At 64.5% G+C, this 14,026-nt stretch carries 15 protein-coding genes and 1 pseudogene; 7 read left to right on the plus strand and 9 right to left on the minus strand.

What is annotated here, in order from left to right; translation table 11 throughout:
- The 3 genes and pseudogenes from NKH35_RS05760 to NKH35_RS05770 all read right to left on the minus strand — a co-directional run.
- Window positions 1-205: pseudogene (locus tag NKH35_RS05760) on the minus strand (ABC transporter permease); the annotation flags it as partial.
- Window positions 202-1,371, minus strand: a complete 1,170-nt coding sequence (ssuD, locus tag NKH35_RS05765) for an FMNH2-dependent alkanesulfonate monooxygenase (protein WP_027048692.1) — start codon at window positions 1,369-1,371, stop codon at window positions 202-204. The pseudogene NKH35_RS05760 and the gene ssuD, both read right to left, overlap by 4 nt.
- 73 nt (window positions 1,372-1,444) lie before the next feature.
- Window positions 1,445-2,398 (minus strand): sulfonate ABC transporter substrate-binding protein, encoded by a 954-nt coding sequence (locus NKH35_RS05770; protein ID WP_027048693.1) that lies wholly within the window; start codon window positions 2,396-2,398, stop codon window positions 1,445-1,447.
- Between the two features lie 283 nt (window positions 2,399-2,681).
- Between NKH35_RS05770 and NKH35_RS05775 the strand changes: the two genes are divergently transcribed.
- Entirely contained in the window at window positions 2,682-2,969 is a 288-nt protein-coding gene (locus NKH35_RS05775) for a GIY-YIG nuclease family protein (protein WP_023687581.1), read from the plus strand.
- Window positions 2,970-3,105: 136 nt separating this feature from the next.
- Here NKH35_RS05775 and NKH35_RS05780 read toward each other — a convergent pair whose 3' ends face one another.
- The 4 genes from NKH35_RS05780 to tauA all read right to left on the minus strand — a co-directional run bounded on the left by NKH35_RS05780 (window position 3,106) and on the right by tauA (window position 6,192).
- Window positions 3,106-3,288: a hypothetical protein gene (locus NKH35_RS05780; RefSeq protein WP_023687580.1), complete on the minus strand. Its 183-nt coding sequence runs from the start codon at window positions 3,286-3,288 to the stop codon at window positions 3,106-3,108.
- Window positions 3,289-3,369: 81 nt separating this feature from the next.
- Window positions 3,370-4,230 (minus strand): ABC transporter permease subunit, encoded by an 861-nt coding sequence (locus tag NKH35_RS05785; protein WP_023687579.1) that lies wholly within the window; start codon window positions 4,228-4,230, stop codon window positions 3,370-3,372.
- Entirely contained in the window at window positions 4,227-5,018 is a 792-nt protein-coding gene (locus NKH35_RS05790) for a taurine ABC transporter ATP-binding protein (protein WP_023732816.1), read from the minus strand. The genes NKH35_RS05785 and NKH35_RS05790 overlap by 4 nt, the downstream gene beginning before the upstream one ends.
- Before the next feature lie 160 nt (window positions 5,019-5,178).
- Window positions 5,179-6,192, minus strand: a complete 1,014-nt coding sequence (tauA, locus tag NKH35_RS05795; protein WP_023710332.1) for a taurine ABC transporter substrate-binding protein — start codon at window positions 6,190-6,192, stop codon at window positions 5,179-5,181.
- Window positions 6,193-6,424: 232 nt separating this feature from the next.
- On the opposite strand from tauA, the gene NKH35_RS05800 reads away from it, so the two are divergent.
- From NKH35_RS05800 to NKH35_RS05825, 6 genes are all read left to right on the plus strand, one after another.
- Window positions 6,425-6,586: a hypothetical protein gene (locus NKH35_RS05800; RefSeq protein WP_023740227.1), complete on the plus strand. Its 162-nt coding sequence runs from the start codon at window positions 6,425-6,427 to the stop codon at window positions 6,584-6,586.
- Between the two features lie 416 nt (window positions 6,587-7,002).
- The gene (locus tag NKH35_RS05805; protein WP_023692934.1) at window positions 7,003-7,479 is read left to right on the plus strand and encodes an RrF2 family transcriptional regulator; all 477 of its coding nucleotides are present in this window, start codon (window positions 7,003-7,005) and stop codon (window positions 7,477-7,479) included.
- A 16-nt stretch (window positions 7,480-7,495) separates the two neighbouring features.
- Window positions 7,496-8,863 (plus strand): FAD/NAD(P)-binding protein, encoded by a 1,368-nt coding sequence (locus NKH35_RS05810; RefSeq protein ID WP_023672083.1) that lies wholly within the window; start codon window positions 7,496-7,498, stop codon window positions 8,861-8,863.
- A 227-nt stretch (window positions 8,864-9,090) separates the two neighbouring features.
- Entirely contained in the window at window positions 9,091-10,524 is a 1,434-nt protein-coding gene (locus NKH35_RS05815) for a pyridoxal-phosphate dependent enzyme (RefSeq protein ID WP_023687574.1), read from the plus strand.
- A complete protein-coding gene (locus tag NKH35_RS05820; protein ID WP_023681210.1) occupies window positions 10,521-11,702 on the plus strand; it encodes a trans-sulfuration enzyme family protein in 1,182 nt (393 codons plus the stop codon). Before NKH35_RS05815 ends, NKH35_RS05820 begins: the two co-directional genes overlap by 4 nt.
- 130 nt (window positions 11,703-11,832) lie before the next feature.
- Window positions 11,833-12,024 carry a hypothetical protein gene (locus NKH35_RS05825; RefSeq protein ID WP_196814107.1) on the plus strand — a complete coding sequence of 64 codons (192 nt, stop codon included), beginning with the start codon at window positions 11,833-11,835 and terminating at the stop codon, window positions 12,022-12,024.
- 29 nt (window positions 12,025-12,053) lie between these two features.
- Here the strand turns inward: NKH35_RS05825 and NKH35_RS05830 are convergent, their stop codons facing one another.
- Together NKH35_RS05830 and NKH35_RS05835 are read right to left on the minus strand one after the other, a co-directional pair.
- Window positions 12,054-12,359 (minus strand): UBP-type zinc finger domain-containing protein, encoded by a 306-nt coding sequence (locus NKH35_RS05830; RefSeq protein ID WP_023672079.1) that lies wholly within the window; start codon window positions 12,357-12,359, stop codon window positions 12,054-12,056.
- Window positions 12,359-14,026, minus strand: a complete 1,668-nt coding sequence (locus tag NKH35_RS05835) for an FAD-dependent oxidoreductase (protein WP_023732814.1) — start codon at window positions 14,024-14,026, stop codon at window positions 12,359-12,361. The genes NKH35_RS05830 and NKH35_RS05835 overlap by 1 nt, the downstream gene beginning before the upstream one ends.

Below are 14,026 nucleotides of genomic sequence, written 5' to 3' on the forward strand. Positions count from 1 at the left end.
GGCGCGGCTGGGTGCTGACGCCGATGTTCTGTATCAGCTCGCCCGACAGCGTCAGCCGCCAGAAGGCCTCGGCCACCGCGCTCGGCGCCGGCAGCACATTGGCCGGCATCACGCCGGCGCGGCTGGCGGCTTCCCAGCCAATTATGACCAACGCCGGCAGCAGCCAGCCGATGCCGTTCTGTTTGACCCGTTGAGCCAGGCTCATGACGACGCCTGAAGGCGGTTGGCGCCGTGGAACCCGACGGCGAATTCATTGGCGATGTGCTCATGCGCCCGTGCCCGCCTGGTGCCCAGGCCGAGACGCGGGAACAGAAGCTCGGCGACGCGGTAGGCTTCCTCGAGATGCGGGTAGCCGGAGCCGATGATGGTGTCGATGCCGATCGCCTGATACTCGCGGATGCGCTCGACGATCTGCTCGGGCGAGCCGACCAAAGCTGTGCCGGCGCCGCCGCGCACCAGGCCGACGCCGGCCCACAGATTGGGCGAAACCACCAGCCTGTCGCGGCGGCCGCCATGCAGTTCGGCCATGCGCCGCTGTCCCACAGAGTCCATCTCCCTGGTGAAGCGGGCCTGGGCATTTTCGATCTGGGCATCGGTGACGTGGCTGATCAGCCGGTCGGCGGCGCGCCAGGCCTCTTCCTCGGTCTCGCGCACGATGAAATGCAGCCTGATGCCGAAACGCAGTTTGCGGCCGCGCCGTTCGGCTTTCTTGCGCGCAGCACTGAGCTTCTCGGCCACCTGTGCCGGCGGTTCGCCCCAGGTCAGGTACATGTCTACCAGATCGGCGGCGAGCTCCTGGCCCGCATCCGACGAGCCGCCGAAATAGAGCGGCGGCCGCTCCTGGCTCGGCAACAGGTCGAGGCGGCCATTGTCGACGCGGTAATATTTGCCGTTGAAATTGACGCTTTGGCCCGACACCAGCGCGCGCCAGATGGTCAGAAACTCCTGCGCCTGGGCATAGCGCTCGTCATGCGGCAGGAAGACACCGTCGCCGGCAAGCTCGGTCGGGTTGCCGCCGACCACGACGTTGAGCAGCAGGCGGCCATTGCTCAGCCGGTCGAGCGCCGCGGTCTGGCGCGCCGCGAAGGTCGGCAGCGTCACGCCGGGCCGCAGCGCCACCAGGAATTTGAGCTTTTCGGTCAGCGCCGCTAGTCCGGAAGCGGTGATCCAGGAATCCTCGCAATTCTGCCCGGTCGGCAGCAGCACGCCGGGAAAGCCGAGCCGGTCGACGGCTTGCGCGATCTCCTTGAAATAGGCGAATTCAGGCGGGCGCTGCTGCTGCTCGGAGCCGAGATAGGAGCCGTCGCCATGCGTCGGAATGAACCAGAAGAAATCGAGCGGCCCGGCTTGCGGATTGGCTGGAGCGGTCATGGCGAAATCCCAAGGTTGAAGGCAGAAACGGCAAAGGCGCCGGACGTTTCCGCCCGGCGCCGCATGAGAAAAATCAATTGCCCGGTGCGGTCCACACGGCGTCGGAGATCCGCACCGCATTCGGAATCAGCTTGAGCTTGTAGAAGCGGTCGGCGGTCGCCTGCTGGCCGGCGATGATCTCGTCGGTGATTGGGAAGATGCCGAATTTGGTGCGGTTGGCGGCGATGGTCTGTGCATCGAGTGGCACGCCGGTCACCTCATGCAGGGCGGCGGCCACCTTGTCGCGGTTCGCGTCCGCCCATTTCGCCGCCACGCCGAGCGCCGATATCGTCGTGGTGATCGTCTCCGGATGCGCCTTGGCGAAATCCTTGTTGGCGAGGAAATAGGTGTTCACCTTGAGCACCTCGCTGGAGCGCGCCAGTACGCGCGGCTGGTAGCGTGTCTCGGCGATGGCGTAGAACGGATCCCAGACAGCCCAGGCATCGATCTGGTTGCTGGCGAAAGCCGCCGCAGCATCGGCCGGGCTGAGATAGACCGGGGTGATCTGGTCGAAGGGGATGTTTGCTTTTTCGAGTGCCGCGACCAGCAGATTGTGCGCGCTGGTGCCTTTGCCGACGCCGATGCGCTTTCCCTTGAGGTCGGCGAGCGACTGGATCGGCGATGCCGGCTTGACGAAGATCGCTTCGCCGTCGCCATTGGCCGGCAGTGCCGCCGCATAGACGATGTTGGCGCCGGCCGACTGGCCGAAGATTGGCGGTGCGTCGCCGGTCCAGCCGACATCGATGGCGCCGACATTGAGCGCCTCGACCAGCGGCGGGCCGGCGGTGAATTCGACCCATTTCACCGCGACACCCTTGTCGCTCAGCGCCTTCTCGATCACCTGCTGCTGCCGGGCGATGACCGGCAGGCCGGTCTTCTGATAGCCGATGTTGAGCTGCTTCAACTCCTGCGCCGAGGCACTGAGCGAGGCAGCAATGCCCGCCGCCAAAAGGCCAAGGCCGAAAACGCGTCTGGTCAGGCTGAACATGATCCCTCTTCCTTCGCTGCGAACCGGCGCCGGGAAGGGCTCCCTGCCGTGGATGAGAGACAAGGCTAGGTAGGTCTATAAATTTAGTAGAGAAACGATTTTGCGAGTTGGCTGCTTGACGTGGAAATATTTTCTTCAGAACCCAGCGCTCGTCATCCTAGGGCGAAGCAAGGAGCGAAGCGACGCGGCGCAGACCCTAGGATCCATGCCGTGACGTTTGCCGTAGAGTGGAACGGATCAGAATGTCGCTTGTGCGCGAACCGAGGCTCGATACCCTGAAACCATGACCGGCTACGTCTACATGACTGCAAGCCAAAAACGCGGCACGATCTACATCGGCGTCACCAACGATCTCGCCCGCCGCATGCCTGAACACAAATCCGGCCAGGGCGCAGGCTTCACCAGCCGCTACGGTGTTCAACGGCTGGTCTGGTATGAGGAATTCTTCGACATCACCGATGCCATTCAACGCGAGAAGTCGCTGAAGCGATGGCCGAGACAGTGGAAGATCGAACTGATAGAGAAGGCCAATCCGGAGTGGTTTGAGCTGTTTGGCGGAACCGGGTGGTAGGCGCCCGGTTTGTTGCTCCCCTGGAGCGTAGCATCAGCGTCTCGGCATGGATCCTAGGGTCTGCGCCGCGTCGCTTCGCTCCTTGCTTCGCCCTAGGATGACGAAATCGCGAAGGCTGGCGCTAATCACCATCACCTCACTGCGACCAATACTGCCAGGCCCAGTAAAATCCCTCGTCGCGTGGCGGCAGGCGGTCGCGTTCGGCGTCGAGTTGCACGGGGGCCGGCGATTTCGGCTGCGGCTGCGACGACGAGTTCTCCCGCCAGGCGAGCAGCCAGTTGCCGAGATGGGCGAACAGCACCAAGGTGGACTGGGTCATGACATCACTCCTTCTGTTCCGGGGTCGGCGGTCGCCGTGCTGCGAAGGGAAGCAGCCGGTCAAACCGGCAGAAACTTGTTGTCATTCCTTTCCCGCCCACGGAACCAGCTGACGCTCGATCCGGCGGATGATGAATTCCAGCACGAAGGCTATTGTCGCGATCACCACTATTCCCATCACCACGACATCGGTGACCAGGAACTGGGCGGCCGACTGGATCATGAAGCCGAGGCCGCGCGTTGCCGCCACCAGCTCGGCTGCAACCAGCGTCGACCAGCCGGCGCCGAGCGCGATGCGCAGGCCGGTGAGGATCGACGGCAGCGCGCTGGGCAGGATGACATGGCGCACCACTTGGCGCTGCGTCGCACCAAGCGAACGGGCCGCATCGATGCGCTCCTTTGAGACACCGCGCACGCCCGAGGCCGTCGACAGCGCCACCGGCGCCAGCATGGCAATGGCGATCACCAGGATCTTTGACGGTTCGCCGATACCGAACCAGATGATGACCAGCGGCAGATAGGCGAGCGGCGGGATCGGCCGCAAAAATTCGAGCAAGGGATCGAAGATGCCGCGCCCGACCGTCCAAATGCCGATAGCCAGCCCAACCGGAACGCCGATGACGATGGCCGCGAGCAGCGCCGCGAACACGCGACCGAGGCTGGCGACGATATGCTGGAGCAAAGTCGCGTCGACGAAGCCGTCCTTGATCACCACGATGAACTTGGTCCACACGGCGGCGGGCGACGGCAGGAACACCGGCGACACCAGTTGCAGGCGCGCAGACAGCGCCCATGCCGCCAGCACGACCAGGATGGTGACGGCGCTGATCGCCCGCGAGGAAACCCCGCGCCGCTTCCGCACCGGCCGCGACCACGGCACCGAAATGGCATCGGCCTCGCCGGTCCCGGTGGCCGGCCGCTCGCTGTAGGAGGTGACGCTCATGCCGCCTCTCCTTCGAAGATCGCATCGGTCAGCTCGCCGCGCGCCGCGGCAAAGACTGGATCGGCCTTGATGGCGCGGATCGGCTCGCCTGCGGCATAGCGGCGGCTGAAACTGGTCTCGAATGTCCGCACCACGCGGCCCGGTCCGGGCGCCAAAACGACGATGCTTGTGGCCAGCACCAGCGCCTCCTCGATGCCGTGCGTGACCATCAGCACGCCGACCCGGCTTGCGGTCCACAGGTCGAGCAGCGTCGTCTGCATGCGCTCGCGCGTCAGCGCATCGAGTGCGCCGAGCGGTTCGTCGAGCAGCAGGAATTCCGGTTCGGCGGCGAGTGCACGGGCGAGTCCGACGCGCTGGCGCATGCCGCCGGACAATTCCCAGATGCGTTTGTCGCCGACGCCGTCAAGCTTGACCAGCGCCAGCAACTGGTCGGCGCGGCGCGCCCGCTCGGCTCGCGGCACGCCGCGCAGCCTGAGCGCAAAGGCGACGTTTTCACGAGCCGTCAGCCAGGGAAACAGCGCATCGTTCTGGAACACGACCGCCCGGTCGGAGCCTGGGCCGGTGATCGGCCTGCCGCCGATCGTGGCGACTCCGCGCGCGGGCTCGACCAGGCCGGCGGCGACATTGAGCAGCGAGGTCTTGCCGCAGCCGGAGCGGCCGACCAGCACGACGAAATCGCCCTTGGCGACATCGATGGAAACTCGGTCGACCGCCGGCGCTGCCTGGCCGTCATAGTGAACCGAGACCTTGTCGAGTACGAGATGCGGGTCGAGTACGAGATGCGGCATGAAAAGGGGCTCCGGAAGAAAATCAGCCTGCCCCGGCCCTCGTTAAGCGGATCCGGGACAGGCAGCACGCGGCGTCAGGGAAGAGGAACCCGCGCGTGTTCAGAGCATTCCAGGAAAAGTGTGAAGCGGTTTTCCGTCCGGAATTGCGTAAAACAGAAGATCAGTTCGAGGCCAGAGCCTCGGTCACGTATTTCGACGACACGTATTTCGAATAGTCGGGCAGCACGGCGTCGATCTTGCCCTGCTCCTTGAGGAAGGCCGAAGCTGCCTCGATCGCCTTGACCGTGCCGCCGCCGAGGAATTTGTCGGAAGCCTGCTCTTCCAATGTCGGGAAGACGTAACCCTTGAGGAGCTGCGGCACCTCTTCCAGTTTGGCACCGGTGATCTTGGCGATCTTGGCCGCTTCCGGCGACGAAACCGACCATGCCTCGGGCTTGGCCAGGAACTGGGCATAGGATTCGCCGGTCACCTTGACGAAATCGCGCACGGCGTCCGGGTTCTTTTCGGCGAAGTCGGTGCGCACGATCCAGGCGTCGAAGGTCGGCGCGCCCCAGGCGGCAACCTGCGAGGAATCCAGCACCACCTTGCCTGTCGTCTTGATCTGGCCGAGCGCCGGATCCCAGACATAGGCCGCGTCTATGTCGCCGCGAGCGAACGCGGCGGCTATTTCCGGTGGCCTGAGATTAAGGATTTCGACCGACTTCGGGTCGACGTTTTCGTGCTTCAGCGCGGCAAGCAGGCTGTAATGCGTGGTCGACACGAACGGCACCGCCACCTTCTTGCCGGCGAGGTCGGCGATCTTCTCGATGCCGGATCCATTGCGGGCGACCAGCGCCTCGGACTGGCCGATCAGGCCGACGACAAAGATGGTCTGGATCGGCAGTTCGCGGCTGGCGGCCGCGGCCAGCGGACTCGAGCCGACATAGCCGATATCGACCGAACCGGATGCAACGGCGGCGATGACATCGGCGCCCGAATCGAATTTGCGCCAGTCGATCGTGGCCTTGGTCGCCTTTTCATAGGCGCCGTCGGCCTGCGCTACTTTGGAAGGTTCGACCACCGTCTGGTAGCCGATGGTGATGTTGAGGTCCTGCGCCTGGGCCGGGCCGAGGAAGGCCGCACCCGCCAAAGCTGCCGACGACAGGAGGACAATGCGTCGCGAAATGCTGGACATGAAAGGCTCCATGAAAAATGAGAAAAACCGGATGCCTGTTCATAGTCAGCTAATTCTATCATTCTTGTAGAGTTAAATCCTTCCAAGCAAGAAGCACTTGTTAGAAAAAAACCACCGGCTGATGCGGGCGCGGTGACCGGCCCGTGTCGAACCGTGCGCAAACGCAAACGGCGCCCGAAAGGTGCTGAAGAGTTGGTGGTCCTGCCAACCCTGGCTACGGAAGAGGCCTGATTTGGTGCTCGGCGCGCCGCTTGCGGCCTGCCGCAGGATCGATGTCGAGCCGTTGAGCCTCACCGACTTCCGCAGCGACGGCCACCGCTGGATGCTGCGCTCAAGCGGCGTGCCGGTGGCCGCCAAGGCCGCCCGGTCTCAGAGCGACAACGCGGCGTCCTGATATCGGGCGCAGGGCGGCGCCCGAGTTGTCGGGAGTCATGTTTCGCCGATCCGCGGGCTGCGACCCAAAATTCCTGGCAAAGCCCCAAATGGCGCAAATCCATGCTGTAAAAGACGGTTGATTTGAAAACACGTTCCGCGTGTTCGACGGTAAGTATAGTAATCTTATCGACATTGGGAGCAGGAGCCGCCGCTCATCGCCGCTATCGCTCGCGGCTGGCTGTGACCTTAACGGCACAAAGCCTTGCCAAAGTGGCCCCTGCGGCGTGAAAACGAAGCAAAATCAAGGTTTCTCGGCTTGTATATCATGTCAGTAGAATTTATGTGTCGAAGCAGCTTGCACGCGGCGGGGAGGCACGTCAGGCGTTTCGCAACCGATGGTTTTGGGCCATCGCCTGACAGAGAAACATTCGGTCTATGCTCACCAAAAAAGGCAAGTACGGCCTCAAGGCGCTGGTCCATCTGGCGCAACTGCCGACGGGACAGCTCGCCTTTGTCGGCGACATCGCCAGCGGCAACAACATTCCGAAGAAATTCCTCGACGCCATTCTGGGCGAATTGCGCAATGCCGGTTTCGTCCAGAGCCGCAAGGGCAAGGATGGCGGCTATCGCTTGGCGCGCCCGGCCGACGAGATCAAGGTCGGCCATGTCGTGCGCGTCCTCGACGGACCGCTGGCGCCCATCCCCTGCGCCAGCCGCACTCAGTATCAGCGCTGTGAAGACTGCAATGAGGCGACATGCCAAGTCCGACATCTGATGCTCGAGGTCCGGCAGGCGATCGCCGAGGTGCTCGACCAGCGCACGCTGGCCGAGATGCGCGACATCGTCCTCGACGACCTTCCGGTCGCGAGGGACATCGACGAGCTTGCGCCGGCGCAAAAGGTCCCCGCCTGATCCTGAGCGTGCTCGCATGAGCGTCGCGCGCGCCAATTCGATCATCCGCAGCTCGATCATCATCGTCGGTGGCGGCGCCAGCGGCGTCGTGTTGGCCGCGCATCTGCTGAAGTCGCCCAACCCGGACCTTCGCGTCACGCTGATCGAAAAGCGTCCGCATTTCGGCCAGGGCATCGCCTATTCGACGCTTTTGTCGGCGCACGTGCTGAATGTCAGCGCTGCGGGGATGAGCGCCTATGCCGACGATCCCCTGAATTTCTGGCGCTGGTTGCAGGGGCGCGGCCTGATAAGCCAGGAACAGACGCCGCAGACACCCTTCTATGCACCGCGCAGCGTCTATGCCCGCTACCTCAAGGAAGTGCTCGACGAACTCGAAGCGCGCGAAAAGGAAACCGGCCGTCTCAGGCTGATTCGCGAGGAAAGCCTGTCGATCTCGCCGACATCGTCCGGCGTCGAAGTTGTGCTGGCCAACGGCACCAGCGTCGTCGCGCATCTGGCGGTGCTTGCCACCGGCCATGACGAGCAGCCCGGCGCCGGCCAAGGGCACGCAATCCGCATGGGCACCGAGGCCGACACCGCGCTCGATCCTGAAGCCCGCGTGCTGGTGCTGGGCACCGGGCTCAGCATGGTCGACGCCTTCCTGTCGCTCGAGCAGCGCGGCCATCGCGGCGAGATCGTCGCCGTATCGCGGCGCGGGCTGCTGCCGTCGCCGCACCGCAAGGGCAACCCGATCAAGCTCGACGTCGCCGACATTCCGCTCGGCACGCAGCTCTCCTATTTCGTCGGCTGGTTCCGCGATCTGATCCGCGAAAACCAGAAGGCCGGCATCGACTGGCGCGACGTCGTCGATGGGCTGCGACCCTTCAATCAGAAGATCTGGCAGAACTGGCCGTCCTCGGCCAAGCGCCGCTTCGTTGAGCACACCAAGGCCTGGTGGGACATCCATCGCCATCGGCTGGCGCCCGAGGTGCATGCCCGCGTCACCGAAGCGGTGCGCACCGGCCGCATCCGCCCGGTCGCCGGCCGTGTCGTCGGCATCGAGGCTGGCGATGGATTCACCGTCGGCATCCAGTCTCGCCACACAAAGGCGCTGGAAACGCTGCAGGTCGCGCGCATCTATGATTGCACCGGCATCGCCCGCGACATCTCGACGACGTCGAACAGCGTCGTGCGCTCGCTGGTCGACCGCGGCCTGGCGCGGCCCGACCCGCTGCGGCTTGGTCTCGATGTCACAGCCAAGTGCGAAATCATCGCCGGCGACGGCACCGCATCGGCCAAGATCCTCGCCGTCGGGCCGCTGACCCGCGGCACCTTCTTCGAGATCGACGCCATCCCCGACATCCGCGTGCAATGCGCTAGGCTGAGCAAGCAGCTGCTAGGGTAAAGCTGTTGACGTCGGCGGGATAGCACGCCCCTCAGAGGGGGGTGGGAAGGATCGCTACGGAGGGTGTTGGGCTTGAGTCCAAAGCCGGCTTCAAACTGGAATTCCATTCCCCCTCTCGCCGGTTGATTGGCACGATCTACCTTCTTTCCGACTGCAAACGGCCGGAAAAGAAGCTACGCTGCCGCTCTGCCCCCGAGGCGGTCGCTTGTTCAAGGGAGCACATCGACATGAGCGAGCACGGAAAAGCTGCGCCAGGCAGTTCGGACGGCACGTTATCGCGCCTGCGTCCGCCATACGCCTCGGTGCTCGACCTCATCGGCCAGACGCCGGTGGTCGAACTGACCAAATTCGACACCGGCAAGTGCCGGCTGTTCATCAAGCTCGAAAGCCAGAATCCCGGCGGCTCGATCAAGGACCGCATTGCGCTGTCGATGATTGCCGCGGCCGAGAAGGAAGGCAAGCTGAAGCGCGGCGGCACCATCGTCGAGGCGACCGCCGGGAATACCGGTCTCGGCCTCGCCCAGGTCGGCATCCCCAAGGGCTACCGCATCATCCTCGTCGTGCCCGACAAGATGTCGCGCGAAAAGATCCAGCATCTGCGCGCGCTCGGCGCCGAAGTGCGCATGACGCGCTCCGATGTCGGCAAGGGCCATGCCGAATATTACCAGGACATGGCCGAGAAGATCGCATCGGAAACGCCCGGCGCCTTCTACGCCAACCAGTTCGCCAACCCGGCCAACCCCGAGGCGCATGAGACCACCACCGGACCGGAAATCCTTGCCCAGCTCGATGGCGACCTCGACGCCGTGGTCGTCGGCGTCGGCTCCGGCGGCACGCTGACCGGGCTTGGCCGCTACTTCGCCAGAACATCGCCGAAGACCGAAATGGTGCTGGCCGATCCGGTGGGGTCGGTGCTGGCGCCGCTGATCAAGACCGGCAAGATGGAAGAGGCCGGCAGCTGGACCGTCGAAGGCATCGGCGAGGATTTTGTGCCGCCCAATGCCGATCTGTCGCTGGTCAGGAAAGCCTATTCCATCCCAGACAAGCAGAGCATGCTGGCCGTGCGGGACCTGCTTTCGAAGGAAGGCATTCTCGCCGGCTCGTCTTCCGGCACGCTGCTGTCGGCCGCGCTTCGCTATTGCCGCGAGCAGACGACAGCGAAACGCGTCGTCACCTTCGTCTGCGACAGCGGCAACAAATATCTGTCCAAGGTGTTCGACGATTTCTGGCTGGCCGAACAGGGGCTGGCCGAACAGGAACAGCATGGCGATCTGCGCGACCTTGTCATGCGCTCGCACCGCACCGGCGACACCGTCTATGTCGGCCCCGACGAAAGCCTGCTCAACGCCTATGGCCGCATGCGCCGCTCCGATGTCTCGCAGCTGCCGGTGCTGGACAATGGCAAGCTGGTCGGCATTATCGATGAGGGCGATATATTGGCCAAGGTCGACGGCCCCTATGACGGCCGCTGGGACCGCTTCAACGCCCCGGTGCGCACCGCCATGACCTCCAATCTGCACACGCTGCAGGCCAGCCAGACGCTGGATGCGCTGCTGCCGGTGTTCGACCGCAACGAGGTCGCCATCATCTTCGATGGCGACGAGTTCGTCGGCCTGATAACCCGTATCGACCTGATCAACCATTTGAGGCGCGCACGATGACTGCTGAAACATCCCCATCGGGCAAGAACCGCCTGGCTTTTTCCACGCGCACCATCCATGGCGGCCAGAGCCATGACCCGCTGACCGGCGCGGTGATGGTGCCGATCTACGCGACTTCGACCTATGGCCAGCAGTCGCCCGGCGTGCACAAGGGGTTTGAGTACGCCCGCAGCCAGAACCCGACCCGCTTCGCCTTCGAGCGCGGGGTGGCCGATCTCGAAAGCGGCTCGGCCGCCTTTGCATTCGCTTCCGGCCTGGCGGCGATCTCGACCGTGCTCGAGCTGCTCGACAGCGGCGCCCATATCGTTGCAACCGACGACATCTATGGCGGCTCGTTCCGGCTGATGGAGCGGGTGCGCAAGCGCTCGGCCAATCTGCAGGTGAGTTTTGTGGACTTCACTGATCTGGCGGCGGTGGAAGCAGCGATCCGTCCGGAGACAAAACTGCTCTGGGTTGAAACCCCGACCAATCCGCTCCTGCGCATCGTCGACCTCGAAGGCGTTGCGGCACTCGCCAGGCGCAAGGGCGTATTGACGGTCGCCGACAACACGTTCTGCAGCCCCTACATCCAGCGGCCGCTGGAACTCGGCATCGACATCGTCGTGCACTCGACGACGAAATATCTCAACGGCCATTCCGACATGGTCGGCGGCGTCGCCATCGTCGGCGACAACAAGGACCTCGCCGCCCAGCTGAAATTCCTGCAGAACGCCATCGGAGCCATCTCCGGTCCCTTCGACAGTTTTCTCGCGCTGCGCGGCATCAAGACACTGGCGCTCAGGATGGAGCGGCATTCCACGAACGGCCTGAAGATTGCGCAGTGGCTGGAGGCGCGAAAAGATGTGCGCCGCGTCGTCTATCCCGGCCTGGCCAGCCATCCGCAGCACGCCATCGCCGTCCAACAGATGCATGCCTTCGGCGGCATGATCTCGGTCGACCTCGACCGCGACCTCGCCGGCACCAAACGCTTCCTGGAACGGACGCAACTGTTCACACTGGCTGAAAGCCTCGGCGGCGTCGAAAGCCTGATCGAACACCCGGCGCTGATGACCCACGGCTCGATCCCGGCCGAAAAGCGCGCGGAAATCGGCATTTCGGATTCGCTGGTGCGGTTGTCGGCGGGGATAGAGGATGGCGATGATCTGATCGCCGACCTGGACCAGGCGCTGCGGGGGTAGGCGTACCGGATGCGTACCGATGACAATGAGGGGCGGCGCTGACCGTGGAGATTAATCCCAATCCGCCGCGCGTTAACACATTCAGCAGCCTTTGCTTAACCCTTCGCCGCTATGTCCCGCCTGGGGAGGCATGGCGAGAGTGAGTGTGATGGACAACAACCCGGAAAAGCGCAGCGAATGGCGCGCCATTTTTTATGTGCAGGCCCGCGTGGCCATCCTGTTCGTCCCGGTCGTCGCCAGTCTTCTGATCATTGCCGCACTTGCCGGCAACGACCACAATCCCAATGCCATAGACCGCACGGTTACTGGCTCGGTGAAATAGGCGCAGCGGTCGGCCGACAGTCGGCCGCCTCAGAAAAACTTCGGGATCGGGCCGTTCTGAGGCGTCACGTCGCCTTCCAGGTCGATGAACGCCTCGTCGACAAAGCACCATGCCCAGCCTTCCGGCGGGTCGTAGCCTTCGATGATCGGGTGCTTTGTGGCGTGGAAATGCTTGGTGGCGTGGCGGTTGGGCGAGTCGTCGCAGCAGCCGACATGGCCGCAGGTGCGGCACAGCCTGAGATGCACCCACATGGAGCCGCTCTTCAGGCACTCCTCGCAGCCGAGCGCGCTCGGCGTCACCGTCTTGATGTCGCGCGTGTGTTTGCATTCATCCATTATGCTCTCCTGGCCAGTTCGGGCGCTGCTGCGTTGGGTCGCGCGAGATACGCGTGCAAGGCAGCCACCACCTGGGCGCCTTCGCCGACGGCGGCGGCGACCCGCTTGACCGAGCCGGAGCGCACGTCGCCGATGGCGAACACGCCGCTGCGGCTGGTCTCCATCTGGCCCGCCCCTATGTCGGCGCCGGTGCGCACGAAGCCCCTGGCGTCGAGCGCGATATCGCACCCAGCCAGCCAATCGGTGTTGGGGTCGGCGCCGATGAACAGGAAGAGATGCTGGATCGGCCGCGTCTCGACGCCGCCGGGGTTGCGCCAACGCAACCGGGTGAGATTGCCGCCTTCGCCTTCCAGCGCCTCGATCTCGGTCTCGCCAAGCACCTCGATGTTGGGTTGCGCCTCGATACGCTCGACCAGATAGCGCGACATGGTTTCCCTGAGGCCGCCGCGGCGCGCCAGCATCGTCACCTTGCGCACCTGGCTGGCGAGATAGACCGCCGCCTGCCCCGCCGAATTGCCGGCGCCGACCAGCGCCACTTCTTGCCCTGTGCATAGCCGCGCTTCGATCGGCGAGGCCCAGTAATGCACCGACGTGCCCTCGAACTCGGCCAGCTTGGCGATGCCGAGGCGGCGGTAGCGGGCGCCGCTGGCGATCACCACGGTGCGTGCGCGCAGGCTTTCACCGTCGCCGACGGTGAGCGTGTAGCCCTCGCCTGCTGCACCGAGCAGCTTGGCCTCGTCCGGGATGACTATTTCGACGCCGAATTTCTGCGCCTGGTTATAGGCGCGCGCCATCAGCGCCATGCCGGAAATGCCGGTGGGGAAACCCAGATAGTTCTCGATGCGCGCGGAGGCGCCGGCCTGGCCGCCGAAGGCGCGGCAATCGAGCACGATGGTCGACAGCCCTTCGGATGCCGCATAGACCGCGGCCGCCAGCCCCGCCGGCCCGGCGCCGACAATGGCGACGTCATAGACCATGTCGGGATCGATCGGCCGCAGCAGGCCGATGCAGCGGGCAAGTTCGGTTTCGCCGGGATTGTGCATCAGCTTGCCGTTGGGGCAGAGCACGATCGGCAGATGATGCGGGTCGACATGAAAATGCTCAATCAGCGTCTTGGCGCACGGGTCGCTGTCGGAATCGAGCGCGCGGTGCGGCTGGCCGCTGCGGCGCAGAAACCCCTGCAGCCGCAGCGTGTCGCCATTGCCGGCCGGGCCTACGACGATCGGTCCGCTGCTGCCGCTTTCCAGGAGCCCGACGCGGCGCAGGATCAGCGCCCGCATGATCCGCTCGCCAAGGCTTGCCTCCTGCACCATCAGGTCGCGTAGCCGCTGCGAGGGGATGACGAAGGCCTCGACCGGCTCGGCCGCCTCCGCATTGACCAGCGACGGCCGGCTGGAAAGCTGCGCCAGCTCGCCGATGAAATTGCCTGGGCCATGGGTGACGATGGTCTCGCGCCGGCCGGGCCTGACATCCTGGGTGATATCGACCGTGCCCGACAGGATGACGATCAGCCCCGGCGCCACGGTGCCGGCGGTGACGATATGCTCGCCGGCGGCATAGGAACTTGCCTCGCCGAACCGGCGCATGCGCTCGATATCGGCGTCGCCCAGGATGGGAAACATCTGGTCGCGGCGGGTGACGGTGATCGGCTGGGTGGGTGGGGCCAT

The sequence above is a fragment of the Mesorhizobium sp. M1143 genome (genome assembly GCF_040318435.1).
GTDB lineage: Bacteria > Pseudomonadota > Alphaproteobacteria > Rhizobiales > Rhizobiaceae > Mesorhizobium.